This window comes from Ensifer sp. ENS11 (assembly GCF_014851895.1).
Taxonomy (GTDB): domain Bacteria; phylum Pseudomonadota; class Alphaproteobacteria; order Rhizobiales; family Rhizobiaceae; genus Ensifer; species Ensifer canadensis.
Window position 1 is genome coordinate 388,351 of record NZ_JACVAN010000001.1, and the last position, 15,128, is coordinate 403,478.

Below are 15,128 nucleotides of genomic sequence, written 5' to 3' on the forward strand. Positions count from 1 at the left end.
ACCAGTTTGACGGATCGCACCAATCGACGCCCGCGGACGACTGACGTCTCCGCGGGCGTTTTCCGTGGATAATCTGCAATCATCGCCCCGTCGTTGCCGCCACGCTCTCGTGTAACGGCAACGTGAGTTGTCTTGTCGGCCCGTTCACGCTGTCGTTTTGCAACGCGACCATTCGTTATTGGTCTCCGGTATGGATTGCCGATACTGCAAGGAAAGACTTTTCCAAGAAACGAAATCACATGAACCGAAGCGCCATCAACAGAGCCGGGGATGCCCGTCCAACGCCGTCGGAGGCACCGGACGAGGGCTCGCCCGAAGACCGCGGCAAGGTCGCGTGGCGTCTGGTGCTGTTGGCCCTTCTTGTCGCCGGCGGGTTTGCCTCCTATGCCTTCGGACTTCAGCGTTATCTGTCTCTGAGCGCACTCGTCCATCACCGTGAGGCGTTGCGCCTCTATGTCGAAGCCTATCCGCTTCAGGCCGCCGGTCTGTTTTTCCTGGTCTACGTAGCAGTGGTGGTCTTCTCGATCCCGGCTGCTTCGGTTCTGACGATCTTTGCCGGCTTTCTCTTCGGCTGCGCCGGTGGCGGCCTTCTCGTCGTTGCAGCCGCGACGCTCGGCTCGTGCCTGTTGTTTCTGGCGGCCCGCAGCATGTTCGGCGATCTCCTGCGGCGGCGTGCCGGGCCATTCCTCGCGCGTTTTGCCGATGGTTTCTGCCGCAATGCGTTTCTCTATCTTCTCGTCCTGCGGCTCACGCCGATCTTCCCGTTCTTCGTCGTCAACATCGCGCCCGCCTTCTTCGAGGTGAGATTGAGAACGTTTGCGATGGCAACTCTGATCGGTATCGTTCCCGCCACCTTCGCCTATGCCTGGCTCGGCGGTGGGCTCGACGAGGTGATCGCCAGTTCGGCTGCCGTTGGCCGCGAGCTGTCGGTGTCGGATTTCGCAACGCCGAAATTGACCTTGGCGCTTGTGGTATTAGCGTTGTTTGCGGCATTGCCACTCGCTTTCAAGCGGGTATGGTCGCGCCGCAAGGCTGTTTGACGGGTACGGGGCAGGCGTGGCGAAAGTCATCAATCCGGATATCTGCGTGATCGGTGGCGGTGCCGCCGGGCTTTCCGTGGCGGCGGGTGCCGCCGCCTTCGGTGTTCCCGTGGTCCTGATCGAACGCGGCACCATGGGTGGGGATTGCCTCAACCACGGATGCGTGCCGTCGAAGACGCTGATTGCCGTCGCCAGGCACGCGCAGGCGATCCGTATGGCGGGTCGCTTCGGTCTGGCCGCTGGCCAACCCGTCGTCGACTATCAACGCCTTCATGCCCGCATCCACGAGGTCATTGCCGGTATCGCTCCGCACGATAGCGTCGAGCGCTTTACCGGCCTCGGCGTCGAGGTGCTGCAATCCTCGGCCCGGTTCGTCGATGAAAATACCGTTGCCGCCGGAGACCATCTCGTCCGCGCCCGCCGTTTCGTCGTCGCCACCGGCTCGTCGCCGGCGATCCCTGATATTCCGGGCCTCGACAAAGTGTCGTTCCTGACCAACGAGACGCTGTTCGATCTGACCCGGCTTCCGGCCCATTTGATCATTGTCGGTGCGGGTCCTGTTGGCATCGAGATGGCGCAGGCCTATCGCCGGCTTGGCGCCGGCGTCACCGTCATCGAGAGCCGGCGCGCGCTTTCGGATGCCGATCCCGAGCTTTCATCGATCGCGATTGCCGCACTTCGGCACGGGGGCGTGGTCCTGCACGAGGCAACGACGATCCTTGGCGCCGAGCAGGATGGCGGGCGGGTCGTTCTGCGATGCGAGAATGGAGGCGGCGTTTTCCAGGTCGAAGGCAGCGATCTCCTGATTGCCGCCGGTCGTCGGCCGAACCACGCATCGCTCGGCCTTGCCGCCGCCGGCATCGACCACAATGCGAAAGGCATAGAGGTCGGGCCCAACCTTCGCACCAGCAATCGCCGCGTCTATGCGATCGGCGATGTCGCAGGCGGGCTGCAGTTCACCCATGTGGCGAGCTATCATGCACGGCTGGTGCTGCAGCAGATGCTGTTTCGATTGCCGGCGCGGGAAGATCGGACGATTGTGCCGAAGGTCACCTACTCCGATCCGGAAATCGCCGAGGTTGGATTGAGCGAGACGGAGGCGCGGGAAAAATTCGGCGCCGTCGACGTCATCAGGACCGATCTTGCCGCAGGCGACCGTGCCCGCACGGACGGGGTCGAGGCTGGCGTGATCAAGATCGTCGCCGGCCGCCGCGGACGCATCCTCGGTGTCGGCATTGCCGCCCCAGGTGCAGGGGAGCTGATCAACATGTGGTCGCTTGCGGTCGCCAACGGCATGACGCTGAAACAGGTCCGCGGCTATGTCGCACCCTATCCGACCCTTTCCGAGATTGGAAAACAGGCGGTCATCTCCTATTATGCGCCCTTGGCGAGGAAGGCGGTCGTGCGGTCCGCCATCAGGGCCTTGCGGTATTTCGGCTGACGGACAGGGATTTTTCGGGACGATGAGCGAAGAGGCGCAGCCGACGACGGTGAGTGAAGCGCCGCGAACCGCAGCGGGCTTCCTCCGCGGGCTCTCGGGCAAGCTGCTGTTGCTGACGATCGTTTTCGTCATGCTGGCCGAGGTGCTGATCTTCGTGCCGTCGGTCGCAAACATGCGCATCCGCTGGCTGCAGGATCGGCTGAACACCGTCGCTGCCGCCGCCGTCGTCGTCGACGGCCTGCAGAATGTCGAGCTGCCCCGAAACGTGCAGGACGACACGCTGATGGCAACGGGCACCAAGGCGATCGTCATTCGCCGCAAGGATGCCTCGCGGATGATCGCTGCCGCCGACATGCCATCAGAGATCGACGGCGAATACGACACCGCCAATTTCACCGCCTTGGCGGCGATCCGCGATGCCTTCGATACGCTGCTGTTCGGTGGCAACCGGGTGGTGCGCGTCTACGGGCCGCTCGGTGAAAGCGACGCGGTGATCGAGCTGGTCATGGCTGATGCCAGCCTGCACAAGGCGATGCTCGTCTATTCCCGCAACGTGTTCTTCCTGTCGATCATCATCTCGCTGATTACCGCGACGTTGATCTTCCTTGCGATCAACCGGATGCTGATCGTGCCGATCCGGCGAATGACGGCGAGCATGCAGGAATTCTCCAACGATCCGTCCAATCCGGCGCGCGTGCTCGTTCCGCCGGAGGGGCGCGACGAACTCGCGGTCGCCGGCCAGCATCTGGCGAGCATGCAGCGCGAGCTGCAGAAGACGCTGAAGCAGCAGAAGAGCCTTGCCGAGCTTGGCCTGGCGGTGTCGAAGATCAACCACGACATGCGCAATATCCTGTCGTCGGCGCAGCTGATCTCCGACCGTCTCGCCGATGTCGATGATCCCGTCGTCAAGCGCTTCGCACCGACGCTGCTGCGGGCGATCGACCGGGCCGTCGGCTATACCCGCGAGGTTCTTTCCTATGGCCGTACCACCGAGGCCGAACCGCACCGCCGGTTCGTCGCCCTCAAGCCGCTGGTCTCCGATGTCGCCGAGCTGCTTTCGATCGATCCGCAATCCGGCATCGAATTCCAGATCCAGGTGCAGGACGACCTTGAGGTCGACGCCGACAGCGAGCAACTGTTCCGGGTGGTGCACAATATCTGCCGCAACGCCGTCCAGGCGCTGACGAATCACGAGGCCGAGGACGGGCGGCCACGCGTCGTCAGCGTTTCGGCGATGCGCATGGGCAGTGTCGTCACCATTTCCGTCGACGATACCGGCCCAGGCATGCCGGCAAAGGCCCGCGAAAATCTTTTTGCAGCCTTCCGCGGCTCGGCGCGCTCGGGCGGCACCGGTCTTGGCCTGGCGATTGCACGCGAATTGGTGCTCGCCCATGGGGGAACGATTGCCCTTGTGGAAAAGCCGACGCCCGGAACGCTTTTTCGCATCGAATTACCGGACCGCCCGGTGCCGCTCGATGCATTTCGCTCCAAAGCCCGGCATTGAAGGGGTTCGCGGGTGAGATTGCGCGCTGATTTCGCCGTGAAAATCCACAGCTTGAAACCGCGTCGTCGTAAAAATGAAATTTTTTGCCGAGCGGCGCTTGCAATCCCCGAAAGGACCCTTTAGAGAACCGCTCACGCAAGCGGTTCGACCGCTTCAGGCAAGCACCCGTAGCTCAGCTGGATAGAGCACCAGACTACGAATCTGGGGGTCAGGAGTTCGAATCTCTTCGGGTGCGCCAACAATTTCAAAGCCTTAACTGAAGGCGCTTCTCCAGCATTCCCTACAGCGTCGCGCGTCTTATTGGACGCGCAAAGGACGCTGTAGCACTTTGACTTGCCCCCGCAGGCACCAACTCCACGTCGTCCTCTGCGAGGTGTACGATGCAGGATTGCGGCGTCTACGGCAGGTGGCTGAAGCGGGCGACCTGCGCATCCTTCATCAGGCTGCGAAAGTTAGGTCCGGTGACGTGCACCAGTGTCTTGTGGTCGCCGCCTTCGAAATAGACGTCGCTGGCGTCTTCGAGGCTTTCGTCGAGGATCACCGGTACATCGTAGGCCGATCCGATCGGCGGCACCGCGCCAATGTCGCAATCGGCGAAAAGCGAACAGACCTCCTCCTCCGAGGCGAGGCCAAGGCGTCTGTTCATAACACTCTGCAATGTGGAGAGCTCGATCCGGTGCGTACTCGGAACAACGGCGAGGACGTACCCCATTTCGTGGTGTACGACCACGGACTTGGCCAGTCTGCTGCCCGGAACATGCGCGGCGCGCGCCGACTGGCTGGTCGTTGCCGTACGATGGTGCGCGACGGTGTCGTAGGCGACACCCTCGCCGTCGATATAGTCCTGAAGTTTCCTTGCGATAGTCATCGTTGGGCGCCCCTTGTGTTACGTTGTGACGCATAAGAAGACATTTTCCTCTCATCGCCTGCGAAGTCAACGACGAGCCTATGGTCGCAAGCGTGCGCGCGCTTCGGTTGATTGAGCATCCGGCTACGTTTGCGAGGCGTTTTCGTCGGCGCTTCACTAGCGCCGCGATCAAAAAAAACCGCGCTGGTTCTCCGTTCCATCCGATCGTGATGCGCCTCGGCGGAGCCGTAAGAACAGTTGTAATAAATCTATATATTAGTATAATGTAACTTACAGGCTGCGCGCTTGCGTTGCGCCTGATGGGGGCGGAAGAGAGCGATCCGGAGGCGTCTGCGGCGGCCGGAAAAAGGGGGCATCCTCACGATCTTTTGAAGCCTGCGACTGAAAAATGGCCGGTCCGATTCCCATATAAAAGGGAGCCGTACGGCTGATGGAAGGAGGTGCCCGATGTATCGTTATATGATGAAAGAGCTGCTGGTGATCGTAGCCGGGCTTTCCGTCTGCGCTTTCGTGATCCTGTTCTTCCTCGCGAGCGCCGCGCACGGCGTCTAACGCGATCCGCGGGCTGAATGCCCCTGGCGCTTGTGCGCCGTCATGGCGAAGGCGGGCCGAGCAGGTCGAGCGTTCGTCGATCCTCTTCCCCGGCAAAATAGAAACTGAGGGCCTGCCCGAAGACGCTGCCTGTGTTTGCGGCCTTCGAAAACAGCGTCATCGACGAGCGGAATTTCATGTCATCAGGGCTTGCGAAGATTTCGTGTGCCGAACACCCGATCAGCCCGTTGACGGTCTCGGTGCATTCGACAAGCCTGGGCCCGAGGATTGGATGGGCGAGATAGGCCCTGGCCTCCGCGAGCCCGGAGATGGCGAAGCGCTGGGCCATCGGCGAATGCCCGAGGCCCGCAAGCTGGGGAAAGACGAACCACATCCAGTGGGTCTCTTTGCGGCCACGCCGCAATTCGTCGAGCGCTGCGGCATGGACGCGGCCCTGAGCGTCGACAAAGCGCTGCAGCACGAAAGGGTCTGCCATGATCGCTTCTCCCGCCCTGGCGCGCCTGTGTGCCCGCTACAGCGCCGCGCGTCTTATTAGACGTGCAAAGGTCGCTGTAGCACTTTGAATGGCTGCATGTTTTTATCCTTAAATCGAATAGGACTTAAGGAAACATGCAGTCGGGTGGTGTCCGCTGCCGCCGGTCGCGCCCATTGGCGGCGGCCCCATTGGCAGCTACGATACATCCTACCAGCGATGATGAACATGAACCTTGACCAGCCGCTCGTAAAGCGCGGCGATGGCGGCCTTGGCTTTTTCGTCGATGGCAGGCAGCGCGCTGGCAGCCGCATTGGATTGCGCCTGCGTCTCATTGCGGGCGCCAGGGATGACGACGGACACGGCATCCTGCTCCAGTATCCAGCGCAGGGCGAACTGCGCCATCGGCACGCCTGCGGGCACCAGCGGGCGAAGCTGCTCGACGGCTTCCAGTGCCGTCTCGAAGGGCACGCCTGCAAAAGTCTCGCCGACATCGAAGGCTTCACCGAAGCGGTTGAAGTTGCGATGGTCGTCGGCGGCAAACGCCGTGTCGCGGGTAATCTTGCCCGACAGCAGCCCGGAGGCGAGCGGCACGCGCACGATCACGCCGACATTCTTCTTCCTGGCTTCCGCGAAGAACAGATCCTGCGGCCGCTGGCGGAAGATGTTGTAGATGATCTGGACGGTGGCAACACCCGGATACTCGATCGCCTTCAGCGCTTCCTCGACCTTCTCGACCGAGACGCCGTAATTGCGGATCTTGCCCTTGGTGATGAGCTGGTCGAGCGCACCGAAAAACTCCGGACGGTAATAGACGTCGGTCGGCGGGCAGTGGAGCTGGACGAGATCCAGCGTTTCGATACCGAGATTGCTAAGACTGCGATCGATGAAGGCTTCGATATTGGCGCCGGTGTAGCCTTCGGTGACATGCGGGTTCAGCCTGCGTCCGGCTTTGGTGGCGACGAACGGCTTTTCGCCGCCGCGCTCCTTCAGGACGGCGGCAATGATCTTTTCAGACCGTCCGTCACCATAGACGTCGGCCGTGTCGACGAGGGTGACGCCGCTGTCGAGTGCGGCATTCAACGCGCGCTTGCCGTCCGTTTCGCTGACGTCGCCCCAGGAGCCGCCGATCTGCCAGGCGCCGAAGCCGATCTCCGAAATCGTCGCACCTGTCTTGCCCAGAACTCTCGTTTTCATGCAGATCATCTCCCTGGCGTCGAAATCGTTTTCGGATTGAATATTATTCGGTTTGCGGGTCGCTTTTATGATGGTTCGATCGGCAAGGGGAAGGCGATCAATCGTCGGTCGAAATGACCGCGCGGCCGCGGCTGAGATCGGTGACCATGGCAAGAATGCCGTCTGCTTCGTCCTTGCGCATGTCGACCGTCATTACCGGCCCCTTGTCGGTGAAGGTTTCGCCTGAGATCGTGACGTCACGGGCAAGAAGGCGGGCCTTGATCAGCGCCAGATCGGCAAAGTCGCAGGCGATGGTGGTGCGTATCGTCTCGATCATTTCGATCTTCTCGGCCGCCCGCAGGCAGAGCGCGGCGGTGCCGCCATAGGCGCGGATCAGGCCGCCGCTGCCAAGCAGGATGCCGCCGAACCAGCGGGTGACCACCACGACGACGCGGTCGAGCGACTGGCCATCGATCGCAGCGAGGATCGGCTTGCCCGCGGTCCCGCTCGGCTCGCCGTCGTCGTTGAAGCGATAGGCCTGGCCGATGCGCCACGCCCAGCAATTGTGGTTGGCGGTGGGATCGGAATGCTCAGCAAGGAAAGCCTTTGCCGCCTGCTCGTCGGGCACGGGCGCGCAGATTGCCAGAAACCGGCTCTTCTTGATTTCCTGCGTCGAGGTTTCTGTGTGCTTGAGGGTGAACATCCGCTGCTTCCGTTTGTTCAACGCTGATAGCGGATTGCTGCCAAATGCGCCATCCGGCGCACGCAGGTAGCGCGGTCGTCAAAGTCCGAAGCGGCGGACCGGAGCAATGAGAACTGATTTATCCCTCTCCCCCGTGGGGGAGAGGGCCGTACTTGTTGATGCAGGCCGGCTCAGCCGATCGCCATCAGGCTGGCATTGCCGCCGGCAGCGGCGGTGTTGATCGAGGTAGACACCTCTTCCAAGAGCCAGTTGAGGCAATAGGCGTCGGGGTTGCGGCCGATCTCGTCAGTCGAGGCGGCCTGGACCAGAACCAGCGGACCCGGCAGGCCGGCGATCACCTTGTTCACCTCACGCACACGCTCGCCGTCGCCTTCGACCAGTGCACCGGCGAAGGGGCCGTCCGCCGACCAATCCTTCGACCAGGACAGGCGGGTGGAAACACTTGCCGGCAAGGTCTTCAGCGAGGACTGCAGGCCCGACGCCGCGTCGATGACGACGGTGTTGCCGGTCGCCAGTGCCGCGCCGAGCTGGCGATAGAGGCCGGTCTCGGTGGCTGGCACCAGGAGCACGCGGCCGCGAGGATGCAGCGCATAGAGGTTACGCTCGCCAACCGGGCCTGGAAGCTCGGAGATGAGGCCGAGGGCCGAGTTGCTGCCGGCTGTGCGGGCGGCTTCGGCTTCCGCCTTGACACCCTTGCCGTCGAGCCATTTGGCGAAGTCGAGCAGCGCCGGATCGGTGTGGACGGAGCTGTGCTGCGGCGGCACCGGGGCGGTGGCGACGAGGCGGCCGAGATAGAGCGGACCGCCTGCTTTCGGGCCGGTGCCCGAGAGGCCACGACCGCCGAAGGGCTGTACGCCGACGACAGCGCCGATGACGTTGCGGTTGACGTAGAGGTTGCCGGCCTTCACGCGAGACGTGACGTGGGCAATCGTCTCGTCGAGGCGGGTGTGCAGGCCGAAGGTCAGGCCGTAGCCCGTCGCGTTGATATCGTCGATCAACCGGTCGAGATCGTCACGGCGGTAGCGGATGACGTGGAGAACGGGACCGAAGACCTCGCGCTTGAGGTCGGAGAGCTTTTCGAGCTCGACAATCGTCGGCGGCACGAAGGTACCGAGTTCGGTACCGGACGCGAGGCCGATCTGCTCGACCTTGCGACCCATGCCGCGCATGGTTTCGATGTGCTTCTCGATGATCCCCTGCGCTTCCGCGGTGATGACAGGGCCGACGTCGACGGAAAGCTTGTCCGTGCGGCCGATCTTCAGTTCGTGCAGCGCGCCCTTCAGCATCGCGAGGATGCGGTCGGCGACATCTTCCTGCAGGCACAAGACGCGCAGCGCCGAGCAGCGCTGGCCGGCGCTGTCGAAGGCCGAGGCGATCACGTCGCCGACGACCTGTTCGGCGAGCGCCGAACTGTCGACGATCATGGCGTTCTGGCCGCCGGTTTCGGCGATCAGCGGGATCGGCCGGCCCGACGGCGACAGCCGGTCGGCCAGCTGCGCCTGGATGAGGCGTGCGACTTCGGTCGAGCCGGTGAACATCACGCCGGCGATTTCAGGCGCGGCAACCAGTGCCGCACCGATGCGACCGTCACCGGGCAGGAGCTGCAGCGCGTCGGCCGGAATGCCGGCTTCGTGCAGGATGCGCACGCCCTCGGCGGCGATCAGTGGCGTTTCTTCCGCCGGCTTTGCCAGCACCGGGTTACCTGCGACGAGTGCTGCGGCAATCTGGCCGGCAAAGATCGCCAGCGGGAAGTTCCACGGGCTGATGCAGACGATTGGTCCGAGCGCCTTATGAGCAGGACCGAGTGTGCGGCGGGTCTGTTCGGCATAGTAGCGCAGGAAGTCGATCGCTTCGCGCACTTCGGCGATGGCGTTCGGCAGCGACTTGCCGGCTTCGCGCACGATCAGGCCGAGCAAAGTCGGCATGCGGGCTTGCATGATGTCGGCTGCACGCACGAGGCAGGCTGCACGCTCTGCCGGTGAAACCGCCGACCAGCTCGAGGCGGCCTTCGCGGCAAGGCTTGCGGCCTGGCGGGCGTCCGCTTCCGATGTCTCGGTGACGGCGCCGACGATATCGCGGTGGTCGCCGGGGTTGACGACCGGGCGGGTCTCGCCCGATGCAGGACCGGTTGCCAGTTGCGGCACCGCGCGCCAGTCGATGGCAGCACTGGCCTTGAGCGCTTCGGTTAGCGATGCGAGCGAGGTTTCGTTGGAAAGGTCGAGACCACCGGAGTTCGGGCGTGCATCGCCGAACAAACCGACCGGCAGGGCGATCTGCGCGTGCGTCGCGCCGACGACAGGCATGGCGCGCACGATGTCGACCGGATCGGCAACCAGTTCGTCGATTGAGACCTTCGGGTCGGCGATGCGGTTGACGAAGGAAGAGTTGGCGCCGTTTTCAAGCAGGCGGCGCACCAGGTAGGCCAGCAGCGTCTCGTGCGTGCCCACGGGCGCATAGATGCGGCACGGCCGGTCGAGATTGCCCTTGCCGACGACTTCGTCGTAGAGCGGTTCGCCCATGCCGTGCAGGCACTGGAACTCGTACTTGCCGACCTGGAAGTCCTTGCCGGCCAGTTCGTAGATGGTGGCGAGCGACTGAGCGTTGTGGGTGGCAAACTGCGGGAAGATCACGTCGGTTGCTGCCAGCAGCTTGCGGGCGCAGGCGATGTAGGAAACGTCGGTGTAGATCTTGCGGGTGTAGACGGGGAAGTCTTCCAGGCCGTCGAGCTGCGCGCGCTTGATCTCGGCGTCCCAATAGGCGCCCTTGACCAGCCGGACCATGATGCGGCGGCTCGCGCGGCGGGCGAGGTCGATGATGAAGTCGAGCACGAAGGGGCAACGCTTGCCATAGGCCTGGACCACGAAGCCCATGCCGTCCCAGCCGGCGAGATCCTTGTCGAGGCACAGTTCTTCGAGCAGGTCGAGCGAAAGCTCCAGCCGGTCGGCTTCCTCGGCGTCGATGTTGAGGCCGATGTCGTACTTCTTGGCAATGACCGCGAGTGCCTTCACCTTCGGCAGAAGCTCTTCCATGACGCGGGCCGACTGCGCGCGCACGTAGCGCGGATGCAGCGCCGAAAGCTTGATGGAGATGCCGGGGCCTTCGTAGATGCCGCGTCCGGCCGATGCCTTGCCGATGGCATGGATCGCCGTTTCGTAGTCCTTGTAATAGCGCTCGGCGTCTTCAGCCGTGGTCGCGGCTTCGCCCAGCATGTCGTAGGAGTAGCGGAAACCCTTCTGCTCGAGCGCGCGCGAGCGGCGCAGCGCCTCGTCGATGGTTTCGCCGGTGACGAATTGTTCGCCCATCATCCGCATCGCCATGTCGACGCCGCGGCGGATCACCGGTTCGCCGCAGCGGGCGATCAGGCGCGTCAGCGCGGCCGAAAGGCTGCGGTCGTTGACCGTCGACGTCAGCTTGCCGGTCACGACCAGACCCCAGGTCGCGGCGTTGACGAACAGCGAGCGGCCACCGCCCAGATGCGACTTCCAGTCACCGTCGGAAATCTTGTCGCGGATCAGCGCGTCGCGCGTTGCCGTGTCGGGAATGCGCAGCAGCGCCTCGGCCAGGCACATCAGCGCCACACCTTCCTGGCTCGACAGCGAGTATTCGTGCACCAGTCCTTCGACGCCGGAACCTTTATGTTTTGCGCGCAGGGCCTCGATCAGCTTGCGGGCGGTTCTGGCGGCTGCCTTCTGTGTCTCGGCCGGAAGCGTTGCTGCTTCGACGAGCGGCGGCAGCGCTTCGGTTTCCGGCCGGCGGTACGCGGCGGTGATCGCCTGGCGCAGCGTGCCTTGCGCGCGGATCGGCGGTGCGAAGTCGGCAAAGGGGGCCGGGGCCGCATCGGCCTTTGGGCTGGATTTTTGAAGCTGGGTCTGGCTCATCGAACGCGGTCCTCCGGAAGGCGGTGACAAGGCGCAATGCGCCTTGGATTTCGTGGGCAGAAAATACGCGTCGTCCCGCCGAACATCCATCCGGCAAATTTCGTCATTCTCGGAATGTTTCACTATCGCAGTGCCGGCAAACCGATGGGGATACGGAATGTAGGCTTGAGTGCCGGATGATCCGAAGTTCTACGCGGCCTGCCCGAAGTGCCGTTCGCGCGCCATCAGACACTCGTCGTCACCGGGCATGCAGGTGCGACAGACGATCGGCCTCACAGCGTAGATCTTGCAGGCGACATGCACCCCGAGCTTGCCGCCGAGTGCCGTGCAACGGTTGTCTTCGCAGCGCATGCCGCCGAGGTCGGCGGCGACGTACTCTTCCGGTATCAGGTCGAGTTCCTCGTCCGTCTCCATCGAGAATCGCGGCCAGTCGGAGGAGTAGGCGCAGCAGGCGCCGCAGCTCTGACAGTCGAGGATTTCATCGGTGGCGGTGGTTTGGGTCATGGGCCAACCTAGCATGAAGGCCCGGCGGCCGGAATGCCCCTCATACCAACCTGCACGGATATTGGCCCACTGCGTGGGACCGTCTGCGGTCGTCCGGGAAGGAGCGGACCTTAGAGCGATGCCTGGACATCGGTCGAGGATTGCGAGGCTGCCGGTGGCCGACAGGCGGCCCATCCGAAGGGCCGGGCGCTTTTGGCCTCCTGATAGCGTCGACAATCCTCACCGGACCGCGTGGTCCGGCTCCGGTTTTCTCCTTACAGGAAACCAAAATCGCGCCGGCTCAATGGGTCAATATCCGTGCAGGTTGGTATCAGGCGAAGGCAGCGTCCCGGCGGGCGATTTCGTAATCCTCGGTATGAACGAGAACGCCATCCTTCGTCACCACGGCAATGCCGTAGGCTGCTGGTTCATCGACTGAGAGCGAGGCATCCGGCGCATCGAACGGCATCGGCTGCTGGTGCACCGGGCTCTTGAAGACAGAGAAGGGTATGCCGCGGCTGGAACCGCTGATCGTGCGGTGCACATGGCCGGCGAAGATGTGGCGCACATTGCCGTGGTTCTTCACGAGCGCATAAAATTCCACTTCGTTGACGAGGCGGATCATGTCCATGCCGGTGAAGCCGGTGGCGTGCGGGGGATGATGCATGAAGATGAGCACCGGCCTGTCGCCGGCTTCTGCCAATTGGCGATCGAGCCAGGTAAGGCGTTTCTGGCACAGGAGCCCGGCATGGCTGTTGGGGTAGTCGTAGGGCGGCGCAAACAGCGTGTCGAGCAGGATCGCCCGGCAATCGCCAAAGTCGACCACTTGCTGCACGAAGCCATCGTCGTCCGTTACGGCGTCTGCAAAGACGTCGAGAAACACGTCGCGCCGGTCGTGGTTGCCGATCATGATGGCGGCCGGAGGCAGCAATTGATCGGTCAGCGTTTTCAGCCGCTCGTAGGAGGCGCGGTCGGCATGATGCGCGAGGTCGCCGGTGAAGATCACCCGGTCGGCATCCGCGTGGTAGCGGTTCACATGTGCGATACCGTTGGCCAGGCGCTGGTAGGGATCGAGGCCGATGATCGTCGTGCCCTCGGGCACCATGTGCAGGTCGGTAAAGATAATCAGTTTCGTCATTACATTTCCAGGCGAGGGGTGTCTTCCCGCCACGCTGTAGTGCGCCCGGCTGCACGTCAAGCTGCATCTTTGGGGGGAACCTGTCGGGACATAACGCGGACCGACCGGTTGAGGTCGGCTCGCAATGCGTCACTTGATGCGGCTGGTCTTGTCGAGCATGGCCGTCTCGAAATTGCTGCCGCCGCTGAGTTCGGCGAACTTGCGCTCAGCAAAGGCGTCGCCCTCGGCCGCGGCTTTGCGGAAGATGGCGCGCGCGGCCGATGAATCCTTGGTTACGCCTTCGCCGGTCTCCAGCATCAGGCCGAGATTGACCATCGCGTCGACATTGCCGCGCTCGACGGCGAGGCGATAGAAGCGCGCGGCCCTGGCGTTGTCTTCCGGCACCAGCTTGCCTTCATCCAGGATGACCGCGAGGTTGAATGCGGCGATGTCATCGCCGGCGAGCGTCGCCCGCTCGAACCATTCGATGGCGAGCTTGCCGTTGGCGGCGGTGCCCATGCCGTCGCGGTAGGCGACGCCGAGATTATAGGCAGCGAGGATATTGCCGGCTGCGGCGGCTTTCTGGTTGAGCGCGAATTCGGTCTTGATGTCGCCCTGTTCGCCGACAAGCACCGCATAGTTGGTCATCGCCAGCGCATGGCCGTGTTCGGCCGCTTCGCTGAGGATGCGCAGCGACTGGATCTTCTGGCCGGCCTTGTCGAGCACGCGGGCCAACTGGAACTCGATGCGGGCGCCGGCATGCTGGTTATAGGCCTCGCGGCAGGCCGAAAGGGCGATACCGATCTTCATGTCCTCGGTCGCAACTGCCGGGAAGGCCTGGTTGCGCTGCAGGTCGAAGATGCTGCCCGCCTCGCGGTCGCAGATGTCGACGGCCGAAAGTTCTGCCGCACGGGCGGGAGGAAGCGCGATTGCCGCAAGCGCCAGGAAGCTGACGATGGCGAGAAGCAATGCGTTGAAGATGCGAATGCCTGTTTTGCGCTGATTTTCCATGATGCTCTCCCCGTCTCTTGACGCGAACTTAGCCCGGTGGGTTCGCACTGCCTGTTCCGGCGGTAACAGCCGGATTGCTGGGGCTCTGGCGAAGTGGAGAGGTGGCAAGGAACGCACCATTGCGCGTTCGGCTTGTTTCCGCTGATATCGGGGATATCCTTTGGGAAAGCCGGACGCTCGAGGGCTCGAACGCGTCGAACAGGGAGAAGGACCATGATGGACCGGGAGCTGGTGCGGCAGATGCTGGTGAGCAGGCGCGTCGTCGTTGGTGGCCTGTTGTTGGCGGCCATGGGCGGCGGCGTGGCAACGACCATGGCGAGCCCGGTGATCGGCAAGGCAACGGAAATCCGCGGCGACGTTCGTCGTCGACAGACTGAGCAGGAAGAGGCTCTGGCTGTCGGTGCGCAGATCTTCGACAACGATCATGTGCGCACCGAGGCCGAAAGTTTCGCAACCCTGGCGCTTGGTGCCGACACCCGCGTCCTCTTGGGTGCTGAGACCGATCTGCTGGTCGACAGCTTCATTGCCGGCCAGGGCGGTACGCTCGAACTCGGCATCGGCCGAATGGTATTCGACCGCCCCGAGGGGCTGCCCAAGGTCGATGTTGCCGTCAGGACCGCTTTCGGCATGATCGGCGTGCGCGGCACCAAGTTCTTTTGCGGCCCGAGCCGTGTCGCCTTCGCCGTCTTCGTCGAGCATGGCAGCGTTGCGGTCGCCGCGGGCGGCGTAACGCAGATTGTCGCTGCGGGGCAGGGCGTCGAGTTCCGACAGCGAGGCGACGCGCCGAGCGACCCCGTCAACTGGGGACAGGCGCGGATCCGGGAAGCCTATGCCAGTGTTGGCCAACAGTAGCGTCGGCAGCACCACGAGGAGCAATTCTCTG

The 15,128-nt window shown here is 63.4% G+C and carries 12 protein-coding genes and 1 tRNA gene; 5 read left to right on the forward strand and 8 right to left on the reverse strand.

Features of this window, described 5'->3' with window-relative positions:
* The first annotated feature begins 239 nt into the window (after nucleotides 1-239).
* From IB264_RS01950 to IB264_RS01965, 4 genes are all read left to right on the forward strand, one after another.
* Nucleotides 240-1,040, forward strand: coding sequence for a TVP38/TMEM64 family protein (locus IB264_RS01950; RefSeq protein WP_025425752.1), 801 nt, complete (start codon nucleotides 240-242; stop codon nucleotides 1,038-1,040).
* A gap of 16 nt (nucleotides 1,041-1,056) precedes the next feature.
* The gene (locus IB264_RS01955; RefSeq protein ID WP_025425753.1) at nucleotides 1,057-2,481 is read left to right on the forward strand and encodes an NAD(P)/FAD-dependent oxidoreductase; all 1,425 of its coding nucleotides are present in this window, start codon (nucleotides 1,057-1,059) and stop codon (nucleotides 2,479-2,481) included.
* A gap of 22 nt (nucleotides 2,482-2,503) precedes the next feature.
* Complete coding sequence (locus IB264_RS01960; RefSeq protein ID WP_025425754.1) at nucleotides 2,504-3,985, forward strand: HAMP domain-containing sensor histidine kinase; 1,482 nt, start codon at nucleotides 2,504-2,506, stop codon at nucleotides 3,983-3,985.
* A 161-nt stretch (nucleotides 3,986-4,146) separates the two neighbouring features.
* A tRNA-Arg gene (locus IB264_RS01965) sits at nucleotides 4,147-4,223 on the forward strand.
* 159 nt (nucleotides 4,224-4,382) lie between these two features.
* Here IB264_RS01965 and IB264_RS01970 read toward each other — a convergent pair.
* The 8 genes from IB264_RS01970 to IB264_RS35535 all read right to left on the reverse strand — a co-directional run bounded on the left by IB264_RS01970 (nucleotide 4,383) and on the right by IB264_RS35535 (nucleotide 14,245).
* Complete coding sequence (locus tag IB264_RS01970) at nucleotides 4,383-4,853, reverse strand: aminoacyl-tRNA deacylase (protein ID WP_025425755.1); 471 nt, start codon at nucleotides 4,851-4,853, stop codon at nucleotides 4,383-4,385.
* Nucleotides 4,854-5,445: 592 nt separating this feature from the next.
* Nucleotides 5,446-5,883, reverse strand: coding sequence for a DUF1810 domain-containing protein (locus tag IB264_RS01975; protein ID WP_198956827.1), 438 nt, complete (start codon nucleotides 5,881-5,883; stop codon nucleotides 5,446-5,448).
* Between the two features lie 204 nt (nucleotides 5,884-6,087).
* Entirely contained in the window at nucleotides 6,088-7,074 is a 987-nt protein-coding gene (locus IB264_RS01980; RefSeq protein ID WP_025425758.1) for an aldo/keto reductase, read from the reverse strand.
* 97 nt (nucleotides 7,075-7,171) lie between these two features.
* Entirely contained in the window at nucleotides 7,172-7,756 is a 585-nt protein-coding gene (locus tag IB264_RS01985) for a YigZ family protein (RefSeq protein ID WP_025425759.1), read from the reverse strand.
* A 170-nt stretch (nucleotides 7,757-7,926) separates the two neighbouring features.
* A complete protein-coding gene (putA, locus tag IB264_RS01990; protein WP_025425760.1) occupies nucleotides 7,927-11,634 on the reverse strand; it encodes a trifunctional transcriptional regulator/proline dehydrogenase/L-glutamate gamma-semialdehyde dehydrogenase in 3,708 nt (1,235 codons plus the stop codon).
* A gap of 189 nt (nucleotides 11,635-11,823) precedes the next feature.
* Nucleotides 11,824-12,138, reverse strand: coding sequence for a YkgJ family cysteine cluster protein (locus IB264_RS01995; protein WP_025425761.1), 315 nt, complete (start codon nucleotides 12,136-12,138; stop codon nucleotides 11,824-11,826).
* Between the two features lie 310 nt (nucleotides 12,139-12,448).
* Nucleotides 12,449-13,255, reverse strand: coding sequence for a phosphodiesterase (locus IB264_RS02000; protein ID WP_025425762.1), 807 nt, complete (start codon nucleotides 13,253-13,255; stop codon nucleotides 12,449-12,451).
* Nucleotides 13,256-13,384: 129 nt separating this feature from the next.
* The gene (locus IB264_RS35535) at nucleotides 13,385-14,245 is read right to left on the reverse strand and encodes a tetratricopeptide repeat protein (protein ID WP_025425763.1); all 861 of its coding nucleotides are present in this window, start codon (nucleotides 14,243-14,245) and stop codon (nucleotides 13,385-13,387) included.
* A 231-nt stretch (nucleotides 14,246-14,476) separates the two neighbouring features.
* On the opposite strand from IB264_RS35535, the gene IB264_RS02010 reads away from it, so the two are divergent.
* On the forward strand, nucleotides 14,477-15,097 hold the full coding sequence (locus tag IB264_RS02010; protein WP_025425764.1) for a FecR domain-containing protein: 621 nt from the start codon (nucleotides 14,477-14,479) through the stop codon (nucleotides 15,095-15,097).
* The last annotated feature ends 31 nt before the right edge of the window (nucleotides 15,098-15,128 follow it).